14 protein-coding genes are annotated in these 16,566 nt (G+C 67.0%); 2 read left to right on the forward strand and 12 right to left on the reverse strand.

Features of this window, described 5'->3' with window-relative positions; translation table 11 throughout:
* Positions 1–88: 88 nt before the first annotated feature.
* Positions 89–1,672, reverse strand: coding sequence for a methyl-accepting chemotaxis protein (locus DFQ15_RS04575; RefSeq protein ID WP_110464839.1), 1,584 nt, complete (start codon positions 1,670–1,672; stop codon positions 89–91).
* 435 nt (positions 1,673–2,107) lie between these two features.
* Positions 2,108–3,706, reverse strand: coding sequence for a phospholipase D-like domain-containing protein (locus tag DFQ15_RS04580; RefSeq protein WP_158529001.1), 1,599 nt, complete (start codon positions 3,704–3,706; stop codon positions 2,108–2,110).
* Positions 3,707–4,186: 480 nt separating this feature from the next.
* On the opposite strand from DFQ15_RS04580, the gene DFQ15_RS04585 reads away from it, so the two are divergent.
* A complete protein-coding gene (locus DFQ15_RS04585; protein ID WP_110464841.1) occupies positions 4,187–4,831 on the forward strand; it encodes a flavin reductase family protein in 645 nt (214 codons plus the stop codon).
* A 117-nt stretch (positions 4,832–4,948) separates the two neighbouring features.
* Here DFQ15_RS04585 and htpX read toward each other — a convergent pair whose 3' ends face one another.
* The 5 genes from htpX to DFQ15_RS04610 all read right to left on the reverse strand — a co-directional run bounded on the left by htpX (position 4,949) and on the right by DFQ15_RS04610 (position 9,683).
* Entirely contained in the window at positions 4,949–5,818 is an 870-nt protein-coding gene (gene htpX, locus DFQ15_RS04590) for a protease HtpX (protein WP_110464842.1), read from the reverse strand.
* A 157-nt stretch (positions 5,819–5,975) separates the two neighbouring features.
* Complete coding sequence (locus tag DFQ15_RS18180) at positions 5,976–6,185, reverse strand: DUF3025 domain-containing protein (RefSeq protein WP_110464843.1); 210 nt, start codon at positions 6,183–6,185, stop codon at positions 5,976–5,978.
* 187 nt (positions 6,186–6,372) lie between these two features.
* The gene (gene pyrC / locus DFQ15_RS04600; protein WP_110464844.1) at positions 6,373–7,416 is read right to left on the reverse strand and encodes a dihydroorotase; all 1,044 of its coding nucleotides are present in this window, start codon (positions 7,414–7,416) and stop codon (positions 6,373–6,375) included.
* Between the two features lie 46 nt (positions 7,417–7,462).
* The gene (locus DFQ15_RS04605) at positions 7,463–8,461 is read right to left on the reverse strand and encodes a Bug family tripartite tricarboxylate transporter substrate binding protein (RefSeq protein ID WP_110464845.1); all 999 of its coding nucleotides are present in this window, start codon (positions 8,459–8,461) and stop codon (positions 7,463–7,465) included.
* A gap of 52 nt (positions 8,462–8,513) precedes the next feature.
* Positions 8,514–9,683, reverse strand: a complete 1,170-nt coding sequence (locus DFQ15_RS04610; RefSeq protein ID WP_110464846.1) for a M20 family metallopeptidase — start codon at positions 9,681–9,683, stop codon at positions 8,514–8,516.
* 99 nt (positions 9,684–9,782) lie between these two features.
* On the opposite strand from DFQ15_RS04610, the gene DFQ15_RS04615 reads away from it, so the two are divergent.
* Positions 9,783–10,700 (forward strand): MurR/RpiR family transcriptional regulator, encoded by a 918-nt coding sequence (locus DFQ15_RS04615; protein ID WP_110464928.1) that lies wholly within the window; start codon positions 9,783–9,785, stop codon positions 10,698–10,700.
* 145 nt (positions 10,701–10,845) lie between these two features.
* Here the strand turns inward: DFQ15_RS04615 and DFQ15_RS04620 are convergent, their stop codons facing one another.
* From DFQ15_RS04620 to DFQ15_RS04640, 5 genes are all read right to left on the reverse strand, one after another.
* A complete protein-coding gene (locus tag DFQ15_RS04620; RefSeq protein WP_110464847.1) occupies positions 10,846–13,050 on the reverse strand; it encodes a sensor domain-containing diguanylate cyclase in 2,205 nt (734 codons plus the stop codon).
* Between the two features lie 135 nt (positions 13,051–13,185).
* Positions 13,186–13,923, reverse strand: coding sequence for an amino acid ABC transporter ATP-binding protein (locus DFQ15_RS04625; RefSeq protein WP_110464848.1), 738 nt, complete (start codon positions 13,921–13,923; stop codon positions 13,186–13,188).
* Between the two features lie 14 nt (positions 13,924–13,937).
* Positions 13,938–14,603, reverse strand: coding sequence for an amino acid ABC transporter permease (locus tag DFQ15_RS04630; protein ID WP_110464849.1), 666 nt, complete (start codon positions 14,601–14,603; stop codon positions 13,938–13,940).
* A 1-nt stretch (position 14,604) separates the two neighbouring features.
* Positions 14,605–15,333 carry an amino acid ABC transporter permease gene (locus tag DFQ15_RS04635; RefSeq protein ID WP_110464850.1) on the reverse strand — a complete coding sequence of 243 codons (729 nt, stop codon included), beginning with the start codon at positions 15,331–15,333 and terminating at the stop codon, positions 14,605–14,607.
* Positions 15,334–15,467: 134 nt separating this feature from the next.
* Positions 15,468–16,370 (reverse strand): amino acid ABC transporter substrate-binding protein, encoded by a 903-nt coding sequence (locus DFQ15_RS04640; RefSeq protein WP_110464929.1) that lies wholly within the window; start codon positions 16,368–16,370, stop codon positions 15,468–15,470.
* Positions 16,371–16,566: the final 196 nt, after the last annotated feature.

Here is a 16,566-nt window from a genome sequence, read left to right on the forward strand (position 1 = left end):
GGATGCGGCGCGGACCGGAGCCGTATTTCGGCACGGTGAGAACCCCAGCGGCGCGATCGGGTCGCGAAGCGGGTTCTCTCGCAACTTCTCAGCGCAGCGCCAGGGCGTTCGATGCCCCGGCCGGCAGCCGGAAGGTGCCGACCAGGTCGGCCAGGTGCTGCGCCTGCGCCTTCAGGCCTTCGGCCGCGGCAGACGACTCCTCCACCAGTGCGGCATTCTGCTGGGTCATCTGGTCGAGCTGGGTCACCGCCTCGCTCACCTGGCCCAGGCCGGCGCTCTGCTCGCCGGTGGCGAGTGTGATCTCGCCGATGATGGCCGTCACCCGGCCGACCGAATCTACGATCTCGCCCATGGTGGCACCGGCCGAATGGGCCTGTCGAGTGCCGTCGTCGACCTGGCGCACGCTCTCGGCGATCAGGCCGCCGATCTCGCGGGCGGCGGTGGCCGAGCGCTGGGCCAGGCTGCGCACCTCGCTCGCCACGACCGCGAAGCCGCGGCCCTGCTCGCCGGCCCGCGCCGCCTCCACCGCGGCGTTGAGCGCGAGGATGTTGGTCTGGAACGCGATGCTGTCGATCACGCCGGTGATGTCCGAGATGCGGCGCGACGAACCGGCGATGCCCTCCATCGTCGCGACCATCCTGGCCACCGCGTCGCGGCCGCTGTCGGCCACGCTGCCGGCCGAAGCGGCGAGCGCGTTGGCCTGCCGGGCGGCATCGGCCGTCTGGCGAACGGTGGCGAGCAGCTGCTCCATGCTGGCCGCCACCTCTTCGAGGTTGGAGGCGGTCTGCTCGGTGCGCGCCGCCAGGTCGTTGTTGCCGGTGGCGATCTCGGCGCTGGCGCCGGCCACGGCGGCGCTGGCACCGCGCAGGTCGGTCACCAGGCCCACCAGGCGTGACTGCATGCCGCCCAGGTCGACCAGCAGGGCCTGCACCTCGTCGCGGCTGCCGGGCCGGGCCGGCGGCAGGCTGGAGGTGAGGTCGCCCTGGTCGATCCGGCCGGCCAGGCCCGACGCATGCGAGAGCGGCTGCAGAATCGAGCGCGCCAACAGCCAGGCGCCTAGCACGCTGATCGCCAGGCCGAGCAGGGAGCCGGCGACCAGCAGCACCGTGCCGGTTCGCGCGCTGTGGTGGGCGGCGGCGCGGGCCTCGACCACCCGCTGGCGCTGCAGCTCGGCCAGGTCGTTCACCGCGGCGGTGTAGGCGCCGACGGCGGGACGCAATTGCGTGGCGACCGCATCGGCCGGAAGCGTCTCGCCGGCCTGGCGGCGCTTGACCAGGCCGTCCCGCACACCGCGAAAGCGGGCGCCGGCGGAGTCGATCGCGGCGAAGAGCTTGTTGGAGGCGGCGTCGCCGGTCAGTTCGTCCAGGCGCTTTCGCACCTGCTCGGAGCGGACCGAGGTGAGCTTGCGGTCGGCTTCGATCCGCTTGGCGTAGGCGGTGGTGTTGTCGATCTCCAGCAGTGTCTCGGCGCGGCTCGCGCTGAGCACGACGATGGCGTGCAGCTCCCGCGCCAGCAGCGCCCGCTCGGCCGAATCGCCGCCCAAATCGTCGGCCAGACCCTGGAGTTGCGTCAGGCGCCATATGCCGATGCCGGCGGCCAGCGCCATGACGATGCATACCAGGCCGAAAGCCAGGGCCAGGCGCGGGGCGAGTCGGGAACGAGAAAACAACATGAAGCGTCACCAATCTTGGAAGAAGTTCCGTACCGGGCTGTGCCAGGAAAACCATGGCCCTGGGTGACTGTATCGACAAAGCCGGCCGAAGCTTGAGCCCGCAATGTCAGCTCGCTTCGTGGAGCTTGAATGTAGAACTACCGCAGAAGCGCCCTGTGCCCGACGTCCATTGTTACCGCACGCCGGACGCAACTCCCCCGACCCTAGAGCGTGTTATGCACTTTGACGTATTCGCGTGGGCCCCGCAGGCGGGTGATCGCAAGGCGCGGGCCGCCGCCAAGTCTTGCGGCCTTGGCAAGGGCCGCAACGCTGCGAGCGCCTGCCTGCGGGACCCACCCTTCGGGAAAGCCGGGGAGAGGCTCGGCTGACACGTCGCCCAGGTGCGCCTTGCGCCATTGCCTGCAGGCTCTGGAGGTGCTGCAAAAAAGCCGGTGATCACGGCACGGGCTGTGACTTGTTCCACGCTGGTGCGAATACCGCGTTGCCGATGGTTTGTGTAGCCTCGGCATCGAGGATGGCCACATTCGTTTCGGCAGAGAAGTGCCAACTTGTCTTGTCCATGTTGGAAGATCCAACAATGACGACTTCTCCATCCACCGCCATAAATTTGACATGGCTGGCGCCGTTACCGGCGGCATTTCCGTCTGGAAGAGGGTCCGTTCCTAGATGCTTCGGGTTCTGAAAATATCGGATATCCAGGCGACTCTTGTCCCCTATTCTGCTGGCGATATCCCGAATAGACTCATCGTTCGTACCGCCCGCAATGAACCCCTTCACACGCTCATCATTGAACCCCTTCGAAACCAGTATCTGGACGGTCACCCCTCGGTTGGCAGCATGGACCAACTCGTTGCGAACAGCAGGCGCATTGAGGTTGGGCGTCATGACCTGAATACTTTTTTCCGCGTTGCGCATCGCAGCGATGAAGCCTTGGTTTTGTGGACTGGAAACGCCGTTATGCAGCACGTTCCAGTTGGATGTCCGCGTCAGCAACGCCATGACAACGCCTTCGGATGGTTCATCCCGTTCGATAGCGTTTGGTATAGGCGCCAAGCGCATGGTCTGTGTTTCCTGATCGGGATTCACGGCGGCGTTCCAATGGCTCACAAAGTCGTCGCGCAGACCCGATGCCATCGGGCCGCACATCGTGACGCCGAGATCGTAGGCCGGCATTTCGCCATGGTTTCTGGACTGAACGTTAGCGCCCGTCATGGCTGCTGCGACCCCATCCACCACCACCGATTTGCTGTGCAATGAGTTCGACGAACTATGCTGATAAACCCGCACCTGGAAATCAATTTTTTCGGTGATCTTTGCGTACTTGTGATCGGGCCTATTTTTATAGTTTCCGACCAGGGCTTGCGGCGAAGATGACCAACGACTGGGGCCGGCGCGTTTGCCCTTGTTGGCCGAGGTCATCAACATGAACTTCTTGGCCAAGCCGGTTCCCTCGTCCACCATCAGGCGCACTGCCAGCTTCTCTGCATCGTCCGCTCGTTGGTCGGCCAGCCCTGCCAGCGAGTCCAAGATCATTTGGGCGCCCGTGGAATTGGGGTCCCATGCGAACGTTTGAATCAGCACCTCTTTTTTGGCTGTCTTCACGAGTTCTGCCTGCCTGGAAAAAATAGCGTTGCCACCGACGTCGACGCTGATCAATCTGTTCCCCTGTGTTACCGCCAATTCGGGGCGAACGCTGCCACGAATCGCACTGCTGTTCACGGCGTGCAGAATCGACCGATGAAGCAAGGTCTTTCCCTGGATGGCACTGCCCTCTTCGAGCGAGACGCGCCCGCATGCCGATGCGAGCGTTTTCGTTGCAGCATTGACCACTTTTCTGGTCATTTCGCCGAGTAACCCTGTCGGAGCGCGCGGAGCAACGCCGCCCGGCGGCGCACGGCGAGCGCTCGATCCCGGAAGGGATCGCGCCGACTCGAAACCTGAAGACGGGCCATGCGCGGCAGGCGTCGGCTCGACCGATGGCTCTGTCGCGGTCAGGTACGCTGGCGGCAACCGATGGTTATTGACGGTGAACATAGATCTGGTTCGAAGTGTTGAGATGAACTGGCGTGTCACAGCCACGTAGAAGCCGCATCTGGTAGCCGCGCCGCTGACAGTTGTGCCCTCGGCATTCGACACTGTCGGAGCACTTGGCCCAGATGCTTCACTGCTTCGATGTCGAATGTAAGTACCCCGAGGCATGGGACGACCGTACGGCGAAGTGGTGATCGCAGACGCGAAGAGACCCCACAGGGCACGTCGCGCCGTAGTCCAGCATCTGATGCCGAATTGTTCGGGCGCATCGCCTCGGACGAGGCAGCGCAACTCGCGCGACACGTCCGAGGCCGGGTAGGCGGGTGGGCCGCCCAACCGATCAACAGCGTGCCGCCGGTAGCAATCTGTATGGCACACATGACCTCCCCGCTGTCTTCGACGCCTGTTGCAACAGGCATGACACGCTCTAGCTATTCACCGCGATATAGCGCTGGTACCAGGAGATCGTAGACTCGCTTGCACATGACCGAGCCCTTGCAGAAGCGCCCCGTGCCCGATTTCCACTACTACCGCCCCGCCGACGGCCACGGCCTGCCGCACGATCCGTTCAATTCCATCGTCGGTCCCCGGCCGATCGGCTGGATTTCGTCGCACGACGCGCTGGGACGGCTCAACCTGGCGCCCTACAGTTTCTTCAACGCGTTCAACTACACGCCGCCGATCGTCGGCTTCGCGAGCATCGGCTACAAGGACAGCGTGCGCAATATCGAGGCGACCGGCGAATTCGCCTGGAACCTGGCGACCCGCCCGCTGGCCGAGGCGATGAACGCCACCTGCGCCGCGGTGCCGCCCGAGGTGGACGAGTTCGCGCTGTCGGGCCTTGCGCCCGCGCCGTCCCGCGGCATCGCCGTGCCGCGGGTGGCGCAGAGCCCGGTGTCGTTCGAATGCAGGCTGAGCCAGGTGCTGCGCTTGCAGAGCGCCGCGGGCACGCCCGTCGATACCTGGCTGGTGCTGGGCGAGGTGGTGGGCGTGCACATCGATCGCAGCCTGCTGCAAGACGGCATCTACCAGACGGCCGCCGCGCGGCCGATCCTGCGCGGCGGCGGGCCGGCCGATTATTTCGAGATCGGCGCCGAAGCCCAGTTCCAGATGCAACGCCCGCGCTGAGCACCACCAAACGAAGCGGCACCCCCATCGGAAACACCGCGGATCCGGCTTCGCCGGGCCGCTGGTGTCGCCCCCTGCAAGGGGGTGGGCGAAGATACGCAGTGCGGAGCCTGGGGGTTAGCTCCGCTGCAGTGCGGCGATGCGTTCCTCGATCGGCGGGTGCGTCGAGAACAGCTTGCCGATGCCACCGGTGATGCCCATCGCCTGCACGCTCTTGGGCAGTTCGCCGGGCACCATGCCGCCGAGGCGGGCCAGGGCGTTGACCATGGGCTGCTTGCGGCCCATCAGCTGGGCGGCACCGGCGTCGGCGCGGAACTCGCGCTGGCGGGAGAACCAGGCCACCACGATCGCGGCGGCGAATCCCAGGACGATGTCGAGCACGATGGTCGTCACCCAGTAGCCGATGCCGGGGCCCGAGCGGCTCTCGTTGTTCTTGTTGAGGAAACTGTCGACCGCGTAGCCGATGACGCGCGACAGGAACACCACGAAGGTGTTCATCACGCCCTGGATCAGCGTCATGGTGACCATGTCGCCATTGGCGATGTGGGCCACCTCGTGGCCGATCACCGCCTCGACCTCCTCGCGGGTCATGCCCTGCAGCAGGCCGGTGGAGACGGCGACCAGCGCGCTGTTCTTGAAGGCGCCGGTGGCGAAGGCGTTGGGATCGCCCTCGAAGATGCCGACCTCGGGCATGCCGATGCCGGCCTTGTCGGCGAACTTGCGGACCGTCTCGACGATCCAGGCCTCGTCTGCGTTGGCGGGCTGGTTGATCACCCGCACGCCCGAACTCCACTTGGCCACGGGCTTGCTGATCAGCAGCGAGATGATGGCGCCGCCGAAACCCATGACGAGCGCGAAGCCGAGCAGGGAGGTGAGGTCGAGGCCGTTGGGCGTGAGGTAGCGGTTGACGCCCAGCAGGCTGGCGACGATGCCCAGCACCACCACGACAGCGAGGTTGGTGAGGACGAACAAGGCGATGCGTTTCATGGATTCTCCGTGGTTGGACTTGCATGTCCATCGCGCAGCAGATGGAGGCAGCGGTGCCGCCCTTCAAGCCGTGCCACGTCGCAGATTCGCTGTGTTGTCTGGTTCTGAGTGCTGCCCTGCGAGGGACTTGCATGAGAGCGATGATAGGAGCAAAAGTTCAGGCGCCCGCCGACACCCGGGCCGGCCGGAAGACGCGCGGATCGTCGTAGGACGCCGGGGCCTCGTTGGCCGGCCAACAGCCCGGCACGCCGACTACCGGCGGCGGCACGAAAGTGCTCGGCGACGAATCGGAGGGTCGCATCGGGGTCCCACACGTTCGGGACGTCTGCCATATGCCCGCCAATGCGGCAGGGCGTTTCAACGGCATGCGCGTTCAGACATCATGCCGCGAACCACGGCCGCCTCCGGTCGACAGACGAGGCTCTCGACACCGCAGCAACGAGTCACGCCTCGGCGGGCTTGTGCAGGCGCTTGTCGCGAACGGATACTTGCGAAGTCCCCTCGTGTCGATCAGCGGCGCCATGCGGGCCGCGCGCGCAGGTCGGTGGATAGCGTCATACCAGCTTCCAGGCCAGCGTGTCGCCGCCGCGCAGCGGCTTCAGCGTCGCGTCGCCGAAGGGCACCGTCTCGGGCACCGTCCAGGTCTGGCGGCGCAGCGTCACCGTGTCGGTGTTGCGCGGCAGGCCGTAGAAATCGGGGCCGTGCAGGCTGGCGAAGCCTTCGAGCTTGTCGAGGGCGTGAGCGTTGTCGAAGGCCTCGGCGTACAGCTCCAGCGCGGCGAGCGCGCTGTAGCAGCCGGCGCAGCCGCTGGCGTGTTCCTTCAAGTGGGCGGCGTGCGGCGCGCTGTCGGTGCCCAGGAAGAACTTGGGGCTGCCGCTGGTGGCCGCCTCGACCAGTGCCTGTCGGTGCAATTCGCGCTTCAAGATCGGCAGGCAGTAGAAGTGCGGCCGCAGTCCGCCGGTGAAGAGCGCGTTGCGGTTGTAGAGCAGGTGCTGCGGCGTGATGGTGGCGGCGAGGAAACGGTCGGCGCCGCGCACGTAGTCGGCGCCTTCCTTGGTGGTCAGGTGCTCGAAGACGATCTTCAGCTCGGGGAAATCGCGGCGCAGCGGGATCAGCACCCGCTCGACGAAGGCGGCCTCGCGGTCGAACACGTCGATCGACGCGTCGGCCACCTCGCCGTGGATCAGCAGCAGCAGGCCGTGCTTCTGCATCGCCTCCAGCGTCGGATAGGCCAGTCGGATGTCGGTCACGCCGGCATCGCTGTTGGTGGTGGCGCCGGCCGGGTAGAGCTTGACGGCGACCACGCCGGCCGCCTTGCCGCGGACGATCTCCCCGGGCGGCAGCCGGTCGGTCAGGTAGAGCGCCATCAGCGGCTCGAAAGCGGTGCCGGACGGCACCGCGGCCCGGATGCGGTCGCGGTAGTCGATCGCCTGCTGCGCGGTGGTCACCGGCGGGCGCAGGTTGGGCATGATCAGCGCCCGCGCCATCTGGCGGGCGGTGGCGGGCACGACGGCCTGCAGGGCGGCGCCGTCGCGCACATGCAGGTGCCAGTCGTCGGGACGGATCAGGGTGAGGGTATCGGGGGCGGCTGCGGTCATGGGACGGCATTGTCCCATTGCAGCGGCGGCCGACACGGCGCCGACCTTACTCGGCGGTGATGCCGGCCTTGCGCACTACTTCGCCGAACCTCACCATCCGGTCGGCCATCATCTTCTTGAAAGCGGCGGGTGGCATTTCCTCGGGCACGATCACGCCGCGCTCCTTCAAGTTGGCGACCATCGCCGGCGCGGTCGCGGCCTGGCGCACCGCCTTGTACAGCGTCTGCACGATAGCATCGGGCGTGCCGCCGGGCGCGGCCAGGCCGGTCCAGGAAGTGAGGTTGAGCTGGGGATAGCCCACCTCTGCCATCGTCGGTACATCCGGCAGTTGTGGCATGCGCTCGTCGGCCGCCACCGCCAGCGCGCGCACCTTGCCCGACTGGATGTGCGGCAGCATGATGAGGAGGTTGTCGAGGATGAATTGCACTTCGTTGGCCAGCACCGCGGTGATCAACTGGGTGCCACCGCGGTAGGGGATGTGGGTGGCGTAGACGCCGGCGACGGACTTCAGCATTTCCACATTCAGCTGACCCATGCTGCCGACTCCGCCGCTGCCGTAGTTGAGCTTGCCGGGATTGTTCTTGGCGTAGTCGACGAATTCCTTGAAAGACTTGATCGGCAGGCTGGAATGCACCACCAGCACATTGGGCTGGCGGCCGAGGATCGCTATGTTCTCGAAGTCCTTGAGCGGGTCGTAGCCCACCTTGGGCTGGGTGAGCGGATTGGCCAAATGGCTGCTCTGCGACGACACCACCAGCGTGTAGCCGTCGGGCCTGGCGCGCGCCACCGCGAGCGATGCCACCGAGCCGCCGGCGCCGGGCCGGTTATCGACCACCATCGGCACGCCCAGAAGGCGGGACAACGGCTCGGCGTACTGGCGCGCCATCAGATCCACCGATCCGCCCGGCGGAAACGGCACGACCAGCATGATCGGACGTGACGGGTACTTTTCCTGGGCCTGGACCACGAGGGGTGCCAAGCCGGCAAGACCCAGTCCGAGGCCGGCTCGAAGGATCTGGCGGCGGTGGTTCTGCTTGGATGGCATGGAACTCCTCTCGGGGGTGGGTACGAAGGGGATGGGGCAGGCGGAACGGGGATCAGGGGTGGTCGAGGATGGCCAGCGCCAGTGCCTGGGCGCGTGGCACGAAGGTGGCCAGCTCGCAGTACTCGCGCTCGGTGTGGGCATGGCCGCCGACCGGGCCGGTGCCGCACAAGGTCGGCGCACCCACAGATGCGGTGAGGCCGCTGTCGGCGGCGCCGCCGGTGAATTCGCCTTGCACCTTGAAGCCGAGCGATTCGGCGCCGCGCTGGTAGAGCGCCAGCAGGGCGTCGGGCGTCGGCTTCATCGGCAGGGTCCGGCGCACCGCGGTGATCCGACCGCGGGTGCGCGGCACGTCTTCGGCCTCGACGATGGCCCGCACCTGGCCGAACAGCTTGTCGGGATCGGTATCGGCGGTGTAGCGCACGTCGAGTTCGGCCTTCGCGAGCGGTGCCACCATGTTGGGCACCACGCCGCCGGCCACCACGCCGACGTTGGTGCTGATGCCGCTGGCCGTGTCGGTCATGGCGTGCAAAGCCACGATCTTGTGGGCAAGGGCGCCGATGGCGCTGGCGCCGGCGGCATGGTTGACCCCGGCATGGGCGGCCACGCCCTCCACCTCGAACTCGATCGCCATCGAACCCTTGCGGCTGGTGACCAGGTTACCGGTGACGCGGGCCGGCTCGGCGTTGAACACCGCGCGCACGCCCTGTGCCGCGGCCATGATCTTCTCGCGGGTGGCGGGAGATCCGATTTCCTCGTCGCACGAGAAGAAGAGCCGCAGCGGCACCCGGTGGCCGCCGCAGCGGGCGAAAGCCTCGGCTACGAAGACGTTCATCACCAGGCCCGATTTCATGTCGGCCACGCCAGGGCCGTACGCACGGCCGTCATCCACCCGGAAAGGTCGGTGCGCTGCGGTGCCGGCCGGGTAGACGGTGTCCATGTGGCCCATGAGCAAAATCGGGGCGCCTTCGGACGGGCCGGGCACTTGCGCCTGCAGCAGCAGGCCGTAACCTGAAACTGGCACGAGTTCGACGGCGACGCCGGCCCGCTCCAACCGTTTGCGGAAAACGCCCGCCACCGCCGCGATTCCCGACTCGTCGCGGCTGCCGCTGTCGATATCGACCACTTCCTGCAACAGATCTTGCATCGCCTGCGCCTGACCGGCAAGCCAGTCGAGGATGTGGGCGCGTGTCAGGGCACGAGTGGGGTCGAGCGTATCGTGCATGGAGAATCCTTCTGGCGATAGCCGTACGGTGGGGCGTTTTCGCCGAAGTGTCACATGCAGACCGGTTGTTTGCAATACATATTGCACAAAAGCGACACCATGAAATCACCATTGCAGAACCCGGTAGCCCTGCTGCCCGAGCGCCTGGCCGATCCCGCGGTCGGCCTGACCGCTTCCGAACGCACGCTGGCCGAGGCGCTGGAGCGCGACTACCCGCATGCGCTGCTCGAATCGGCGACCGCGCTCGCGGCCCGCACCGGCACCAGCGCCTCGACCGTGGTGCGGCTCTTCGCCAAGCTGGGCTACGGCAGCTATGCCGAGGCCCAGCGCGAGGCGCGCGCCGAGATGACCGCCCTGCTGCAGACGGCGGGCCAGCGCGCACCGATCACCATCGGCACCCGGCGCAGCCTGCAGCAGTGCGTGGACGACGCGCTGCTGCACGACCAGCACAACATCACCGCCACCCACGACGGGCTGGACATGGAGGCCTTCGAAGCGATGGCCGCGCTGCTGGCGCGGGACACCGGCCGCGTCTTCGTGCTGGCGCAGATCAACAGCGCGCCGGTGGCGGCCTGGCTGACGCTGCACCTCAACATGTGCCGTCCCGGCGTGCAGGAACTCGGCACCGGCGCCATCGCCGCCACCGACCAGCTGCTCTGGGTGCAACCGGGCGACCTGCTGCTGGCCTTCAGCATCCGCCGCTACGCGAGCGGCCCGGTGAAGGTGGCCGAACGCTTCCGCGCGGCCGGCGGCCGGGTGCTTACGATCACCGACAGCGCCACCGCACCGCTGGCCATGCTGGCCGACCACCGGTTGCTGGTGCGGACCTCCAACGCGTCGCCGTTCAACTCCTACACCGCCGCGTTCTTCCTGTGCAACGCGCTGGTGTCGGCCGTGGCGCAGCTGCGGCACGAGGCGGTGTCGGAAGCGCTGGCCCAGCGCGACCGCCTCTGGCAGGAGGTGGAAGCGCACCTGCTGGCGGAACCGGGCCAGGCGCGCCGGCCGGGCAAGCCCTAGGGTGTTCGCCCCTATCGCCTTCCGCTTTTCGCCGTCGCACCACGCCGTCCTCTTCCGAGTACAGCGCACTGCTGGATGCCGCCAGTCCGGCGCCCCGGCCCTCCTCCGACACGGCCACCCCACCGGGCCTGCAATCCGACGCAGCTCAGCCCACCTCGCCCAGATGGAAACGGCCGCGGCCTTCGGTCTTGGCGATATAGAGGGCCCGGTCGGCGCGCTGCAGCAGTTCGTCGGGCGAGCCCTGTCCGCCCCGGTACACCGTGGCGCCGATGCTGATGCCGACGGTCAGCGGCGCACCCTGCGCCATCAGCGGAGTCTCCATCGCCCGCAGCAGCTTGGCACCCACCACCGGAAGATCGAACGGCACGGCGGCGCCCTCCAGCAGGATCGCGAACTCGTCGCCGGCGTGGCGCGCCACCAGGTCGGTCTCGCGCAGGCAGTCTCGCAGCCGCTGCGCCAGTCCGCAGAGCACGTCGTCGCCGGCGGCATGGCCGCGCGTGTCGTTGATCGACTTGAACCGATCCACGTCCAGGTACAGCACCGCCAGCGCGCTGCCGGTGCGGCGGCTGCGGGCCGCGGCCTCGGCCAGGCGCTCGTCGAAATGGCGCCGGTTGGGCAGGCCGGTGAGCAGGTCGGTGCGGGCCATCGCATCGAGCAGGCGCTGCGTGTCCTTGAGCGCGGTGATGTCGGTGGTGAGCGCATAGATGCTGGTCACCCGGCCGTCGGCGTCGCGCTGCGGCAGGTAGGTGCTCTGCAGCGTGCGCAGGCCTGCCGGCAGATCGAGCGTCTGCTCGAAGCTCACCTTATCGCCCGCCAGCGCCCGGTCCAGATAGACGCGGCGCCGCTCGAAGTATTCGGGCGCGACCGACTGCTGCACCGTGCGGCCCAGCATCTTCTCGGGGTCGGTGCCCAGCCAGTCGCGGTAGGTGGCGTTGCAGAAGCGGAAGCGCTGCTCGGTGTCGAATTCTGCAATCAGCACCGGCAGGTTGTCGGTGATCGTGCGCAGCCGGGTCTCGCTCTCGGCCACCCGCAGCTCGGCGCGCTTGCGGTCGGTGATGTCCTGGAAAGCGCCGGCCAGCATGGTGGTGCGGCCGTGCCTGCGGTGCACCGCCATGCCCTGCGCGCGTACCCACAGCGGGCGGCCCCGGGCGGTGACGAAGGGCAGTTCCAGGTCCCAGGGCGTGCCATCTTCCAAGGCGCGCGCCAGCGCCGTCTCGATCGCGGGCCGGGCCTCGGGCGCATAGAAGGCGAGGGCGTCGTGCGGCGACGGGTCGCTGCCCCGCTCCACCTCGTGGATGCGGTAGACCTCGTCGGACCAGTGCAAGCGCCGGCTGAGCACGTCCAGTTCCCAGCCGCCGACCTGGGCCATCGCGCCGGTGCGGCCCAGCATGTCGCGCGCATGCTCCAGGGCGGCGCGCTCGCGGCGGCGGCCGGTGATGTCCATGTGGGTGCCGACGATCAGCGCCGGCCAGCCGGCCGCGTCGCGCGACACCACCACCGCATGGCCCTGGACCCAGACCCAGTGGCCGGCCCGGTGGCGCAGCCGGTACTGGCTGACGAAGTACGGATTCTCGCCGGCCAGATGCGCGTCGAGCGCGGCACGCAGGGCCCGCCAGTCGGCGCGGTGGACCAGGCTCTGCCAACGCAGCCGCCCGGGCCGGGCGTCGTCCTCGGTGTAGCCGAGCAGTTCCCGCTCCCGGGCGTTCACCGTCCAGCGGTTGCCCGGCAGGTCAAGCTCCCAGAAGCCGAGGTTGCCGCCGCGCAGCACCAGCTCCAGCCGCTCGGCGCTGTGCCGCTGCTCGGCCAGCCGGCGCTCCGACAGCGCCTGCAGCGCGGCCGACTGCCGTTCCACCTGCGCCACCCGGCGTCGCAGCTCGAACAGCACCGCCACCTGACGCGCCAGGGCCCGCAGCGCCCGTGCCTGCGCGGGCGGCAGGCTGCGCGGCACGGTGTCGACGATGCAGAGCGTGCCGAGCGCCTCGCCGTCGTCGAGCACGATCGGCACGCCGGCGTAGAAGCGAACCTTGGGATCGTCGGTGACCAGCGGGTTGTCGCAGAAGCGTGGGTCCAGCAGCAGGTCCTCGACCACCATCAGGCGGTCGGGCGTGAGGATCGCGTGGCCACAGAAGGAGATTTCGCGCGGTAGTTCCGCGACGTCGGTGCCGACGCGGGCCTTGAACCACTGGCGGTCGCGGTCGACCAGGGTGATGAGGGCCACCGGCACCCCGCAGATCTCGGAGGCCAGCCGGGCCAGGTCGTTGTAGTCGGCCTCGGGCGGCGTGTCGAGGATGTGCAATCCGTGCAGCCCGGCGATGCGCTGCGCTTCGTTTTCGGGGAAGACTGCTGCCATGAGAAATGCGCCGACGGCGCCGCTGGGACTAGCCCGACAGTATGCGACAAACCGATGGCGGCGCGGGGGGATTCCAGGGGATGCGAAAGGGCCGCGGCGACGATGCTGCGGCCCTTTCGCGGATAGGGCGGCGGGTCAGTGCTGCAGGATCTTGTTCAGGAAGTCCTTGGTCCGCGGCTGGCGGGCATCGGAGTTGTTGAAGAACTCGTCGCGCGAGCAGTCCTCGAGGATCTTGCCGCCCACGTCCATGAAGATCACCCGGTTGGAGACCTTGCGGGCGAAGCCCATCTCGTGGGTCACGACCATCATGGTCATGCCTTCCTTGGCCAGGCCCACCATCACGTCGAGCACTTCGCCGACCATCTCGGGGTCGAGCGCCGAGGTGGGTTCGTCGAACAGCATCACGATCGGGTCCATCGAGAGCGCCCGGGCGATCGCCACGCGCTGCTGCTGGCCGCCCGAGAGCTGGCCCGGGAACTTGTCCTTGTGCGCCGTGAGGCCCACGCGGTCGAGCATCTTCAGGCCGCGCGCCTTGGCGTCGTCGGGCTTGCGGCCCAGCACCTTGATCTGGGCGATCGTCAGGTTCTCGGTCACCGACAGGTGCGGGAACAGCTCGAAGTGCTGGAACACCATGCCGACCCGGCTGCGCAGCTTGGGCAGATTGGTCTTCGGGTCGTGCACCGCGGTGCCGTCGACGTAGATCTCGCCCTTCTGGAAGGGTTCGAGCGCGTTGATGGTCTTGATCAGGGTCGACTTGCCGGAGCCCGAAGGTCCGCATACCACCACCACCTCACCCTTCTGGATGTTGGTGGAGCAGTCGTTCAGCACCTGGAAGCTGCCGTACCACTTGGAAACGTTCTTGAGTTCGATCATGTTTGACTCTCCGCTCAACGGATGATGGCGATTTTCTTGTGCAGCCGCTTGACCAGCCACGACAGCGCGAAGCAGATCACGAAGTAGACGACCGCGGCGGTGAGATAGGCCTCGATCGGACGGCCGTAGTTCTTGCCGGCGGTCTCGAAGCCCTTGAGCATGTCGTAGGCGCCGATGGCGTAGACCAGCGAGGTGTCTTGGAACAGGATGATGGTCTGCGTCAGCAGCACCGGCAGCATGTTGCGGAACGCCTGCGGCAGCACCACCAGGCGCATGTTCTGCCCGTAGCTCATGCCGACCGCCTGGCCCGCATGCACCTGGCCGCGCGGGATCGACTGGATACCGGCCCGCATGATCTCGCTGAAGTAGGCGGCCTCGAACGCGATGAAGGTCACGTACGCGGACACGTCGGCACCGATCGGACGGCCGATCAGGAAGGGCACCAGCAGGAAGAACCACAGGATCACCATCACCAGCGGAATGCTGCGCATGCCGTTGACGTAGAGGGTGGCGGGCACGGCGAGCAGCTGCTTGCCCGAGAGCCGCATCAGCGCCAGCACGGTGCCGAGCAGCACGCCGCCGATGGTGGCGACGATCGTCAGGCCGATGCTGAACCAGAAGCCCTTCAGTACGAAGGCGCGGATCAACTCCCAGTTGAGGAAGGCGAAGTCGAGATTCATGTCAGTGGCCTCCGCCGCCGCCGGCGACCACGAAGCCCGGGACGCGCACCCGTTTCTCGAAGTACGCCATGACCCGGTTGATGGTGAAGGCCGACACGATGTAGAGGCCGGTCACGGCCAGGTACACCTCGATGCCGCGCGAGGTCTCTTCCTGCACCTGCATCGCGAACATGGTCAGTTCGGCGACCGACACCGCGAACGCGACCGACGAGTTCTTGAAGATGTTCATCGTCTCGCTGGTGAGCGGGGGCAGGATGATCCGGAACGCGAGCGGGATCAGCACGAAGCGGTAGTACTGCAACGTGGTGAAACCCATCGCCATACCCGCATAGCGCTGGCCGCGCGGCAGGGCCTGGATGCCCGAGCGCACCTGCTCGGCGATACGGGCCGAGGTGAAGAAGCCGAGCGCCAGCACGACGAGCACGAAGCCCGGAAGGTTGCGCATCGGCGTGAAGAGCGCCGGCACCACGTGGTACCAGAGAAATATCTGGACCAGCAGCGGAATGTTGCGGAACAGCTCCACCCAGGCGTTGCCGAGCTTCACCCACACCGGGTTGTCGGGCAGCGTACGCAGGGTACCGACGGCGAATCCCAGCACCAGGGCCACCAACAGCGCCAGCAGCGATACCGACACCGTCCACCCCCAGGCGGACATCAGCCACTGGAGGTAGGTCGGATGCTCGCCTCCAGGGTCTTGCAGGAACACCTGCCAATCCCAATTCGATCCCATGATGGGGATTCCTTCTCAAGCTGTTATGTCGATCAGCGCCTGCTGCAGTACCGCCGGGGCGGCGCACCTGCGGCTCTCCACAAGACAACGCCCACCGGGGCGGTGGGCGTCGGCGCTCGCGGCAAGGCTCGCGTTTATTCTTTGACGGCGTACTCTTCCATCGGTTTGTCGTTCGGATGGGCCCACGCGTCCTTCGTGGCGGCCGACAGCGGCAGGCCGATCTTCACATTGGCCGGCGGCACCGGCTGCATGAACCACTTGTCGTAGAGCTTGGCCATCGCGCCGGAGGCGATCTGCGCCTTGATACTGTCGTCGACCACCTTCTTGAAAGCGGCGTCGTCCTTGCGCATCATGATCGCGATCGGCTCGACCGACAGCACTTCGCCGACGATCTTGAAGTCGGCCGGCGCCTTCGACTTGGCGATGTTGGCGGCCAGGATCGAGCCGTCCATGATGAAGGCGTCGGCGCGGCCCGATTCCAGCAGCAGGAAGCTGTCGGAGTGGTCCTTGCCGAAGACTTCCTTGAACTGCACGTTCTCGGCGCGCTTGTGCTTGCGCAGCGTCTGCACGGAGGTGGTGCCGGTCGTGGTGGCGATCGTCTTGCCGGCCAGGTCCTTGATGCCGTTGATGCCCGAGTTGGCCTTCGTGGCGATGCGGACTTCTTCCACGTAGGTCGTCACGGCGAAGGACACGTCCTTGGCACGGGTGGCGTTGTTGGTGGTGGAGCCGCATTCCAGGTCGACCGTGCCGTTCTGCACCAGGGGGATGCGGTTCTGCGAGGTGACCGGCTGGTACTTGGTCTCGATTTTCGACAGGCCCAGGTTCTTCTGGATGTCGTTGATGATGGCGGCGCACACGTCGTAGTGGAAGCCGGTGTACTTGCCGTCGCCCAGAGTGTAGGAGAGGCCGGAGGATTCGCGCACACCTTCGGTGATGACGCCCGACGCCTTGATCTTGGCGAGTGTGTCGGTAGCTTGCGCCGATGCGCCTCCAGCCATGGTTGCCAGGACGGCGATCGTCAGCAATTGTTTCTTCATGCGAATCTCCTTGAATTCATGCAAATGGAACAGGGGGGGAGTCTAGAACGGAATTCCTGGGCGGCCGCAGGGGGTTACAACCGAGAGGTGGCCATGGTGGCGCGGAGTCAGTCGTACACGGGTTCACAAAAGTTTCATGGCTGGTAACACACGGTGGGTGCCGTCTCACACCGCAGGCGGTCTTTGCAAGCTCCGT

The sequence above is a fragment of the Xylophilus ampelinus genome (assembly GCF_003217575.1).
GTDB lineage: Bacteria > Pseudomonadota > Gammaproteobacteria > Burkholderiales > Burkholderiaceae_C > Xylophilus > Xylophilus ampelinus.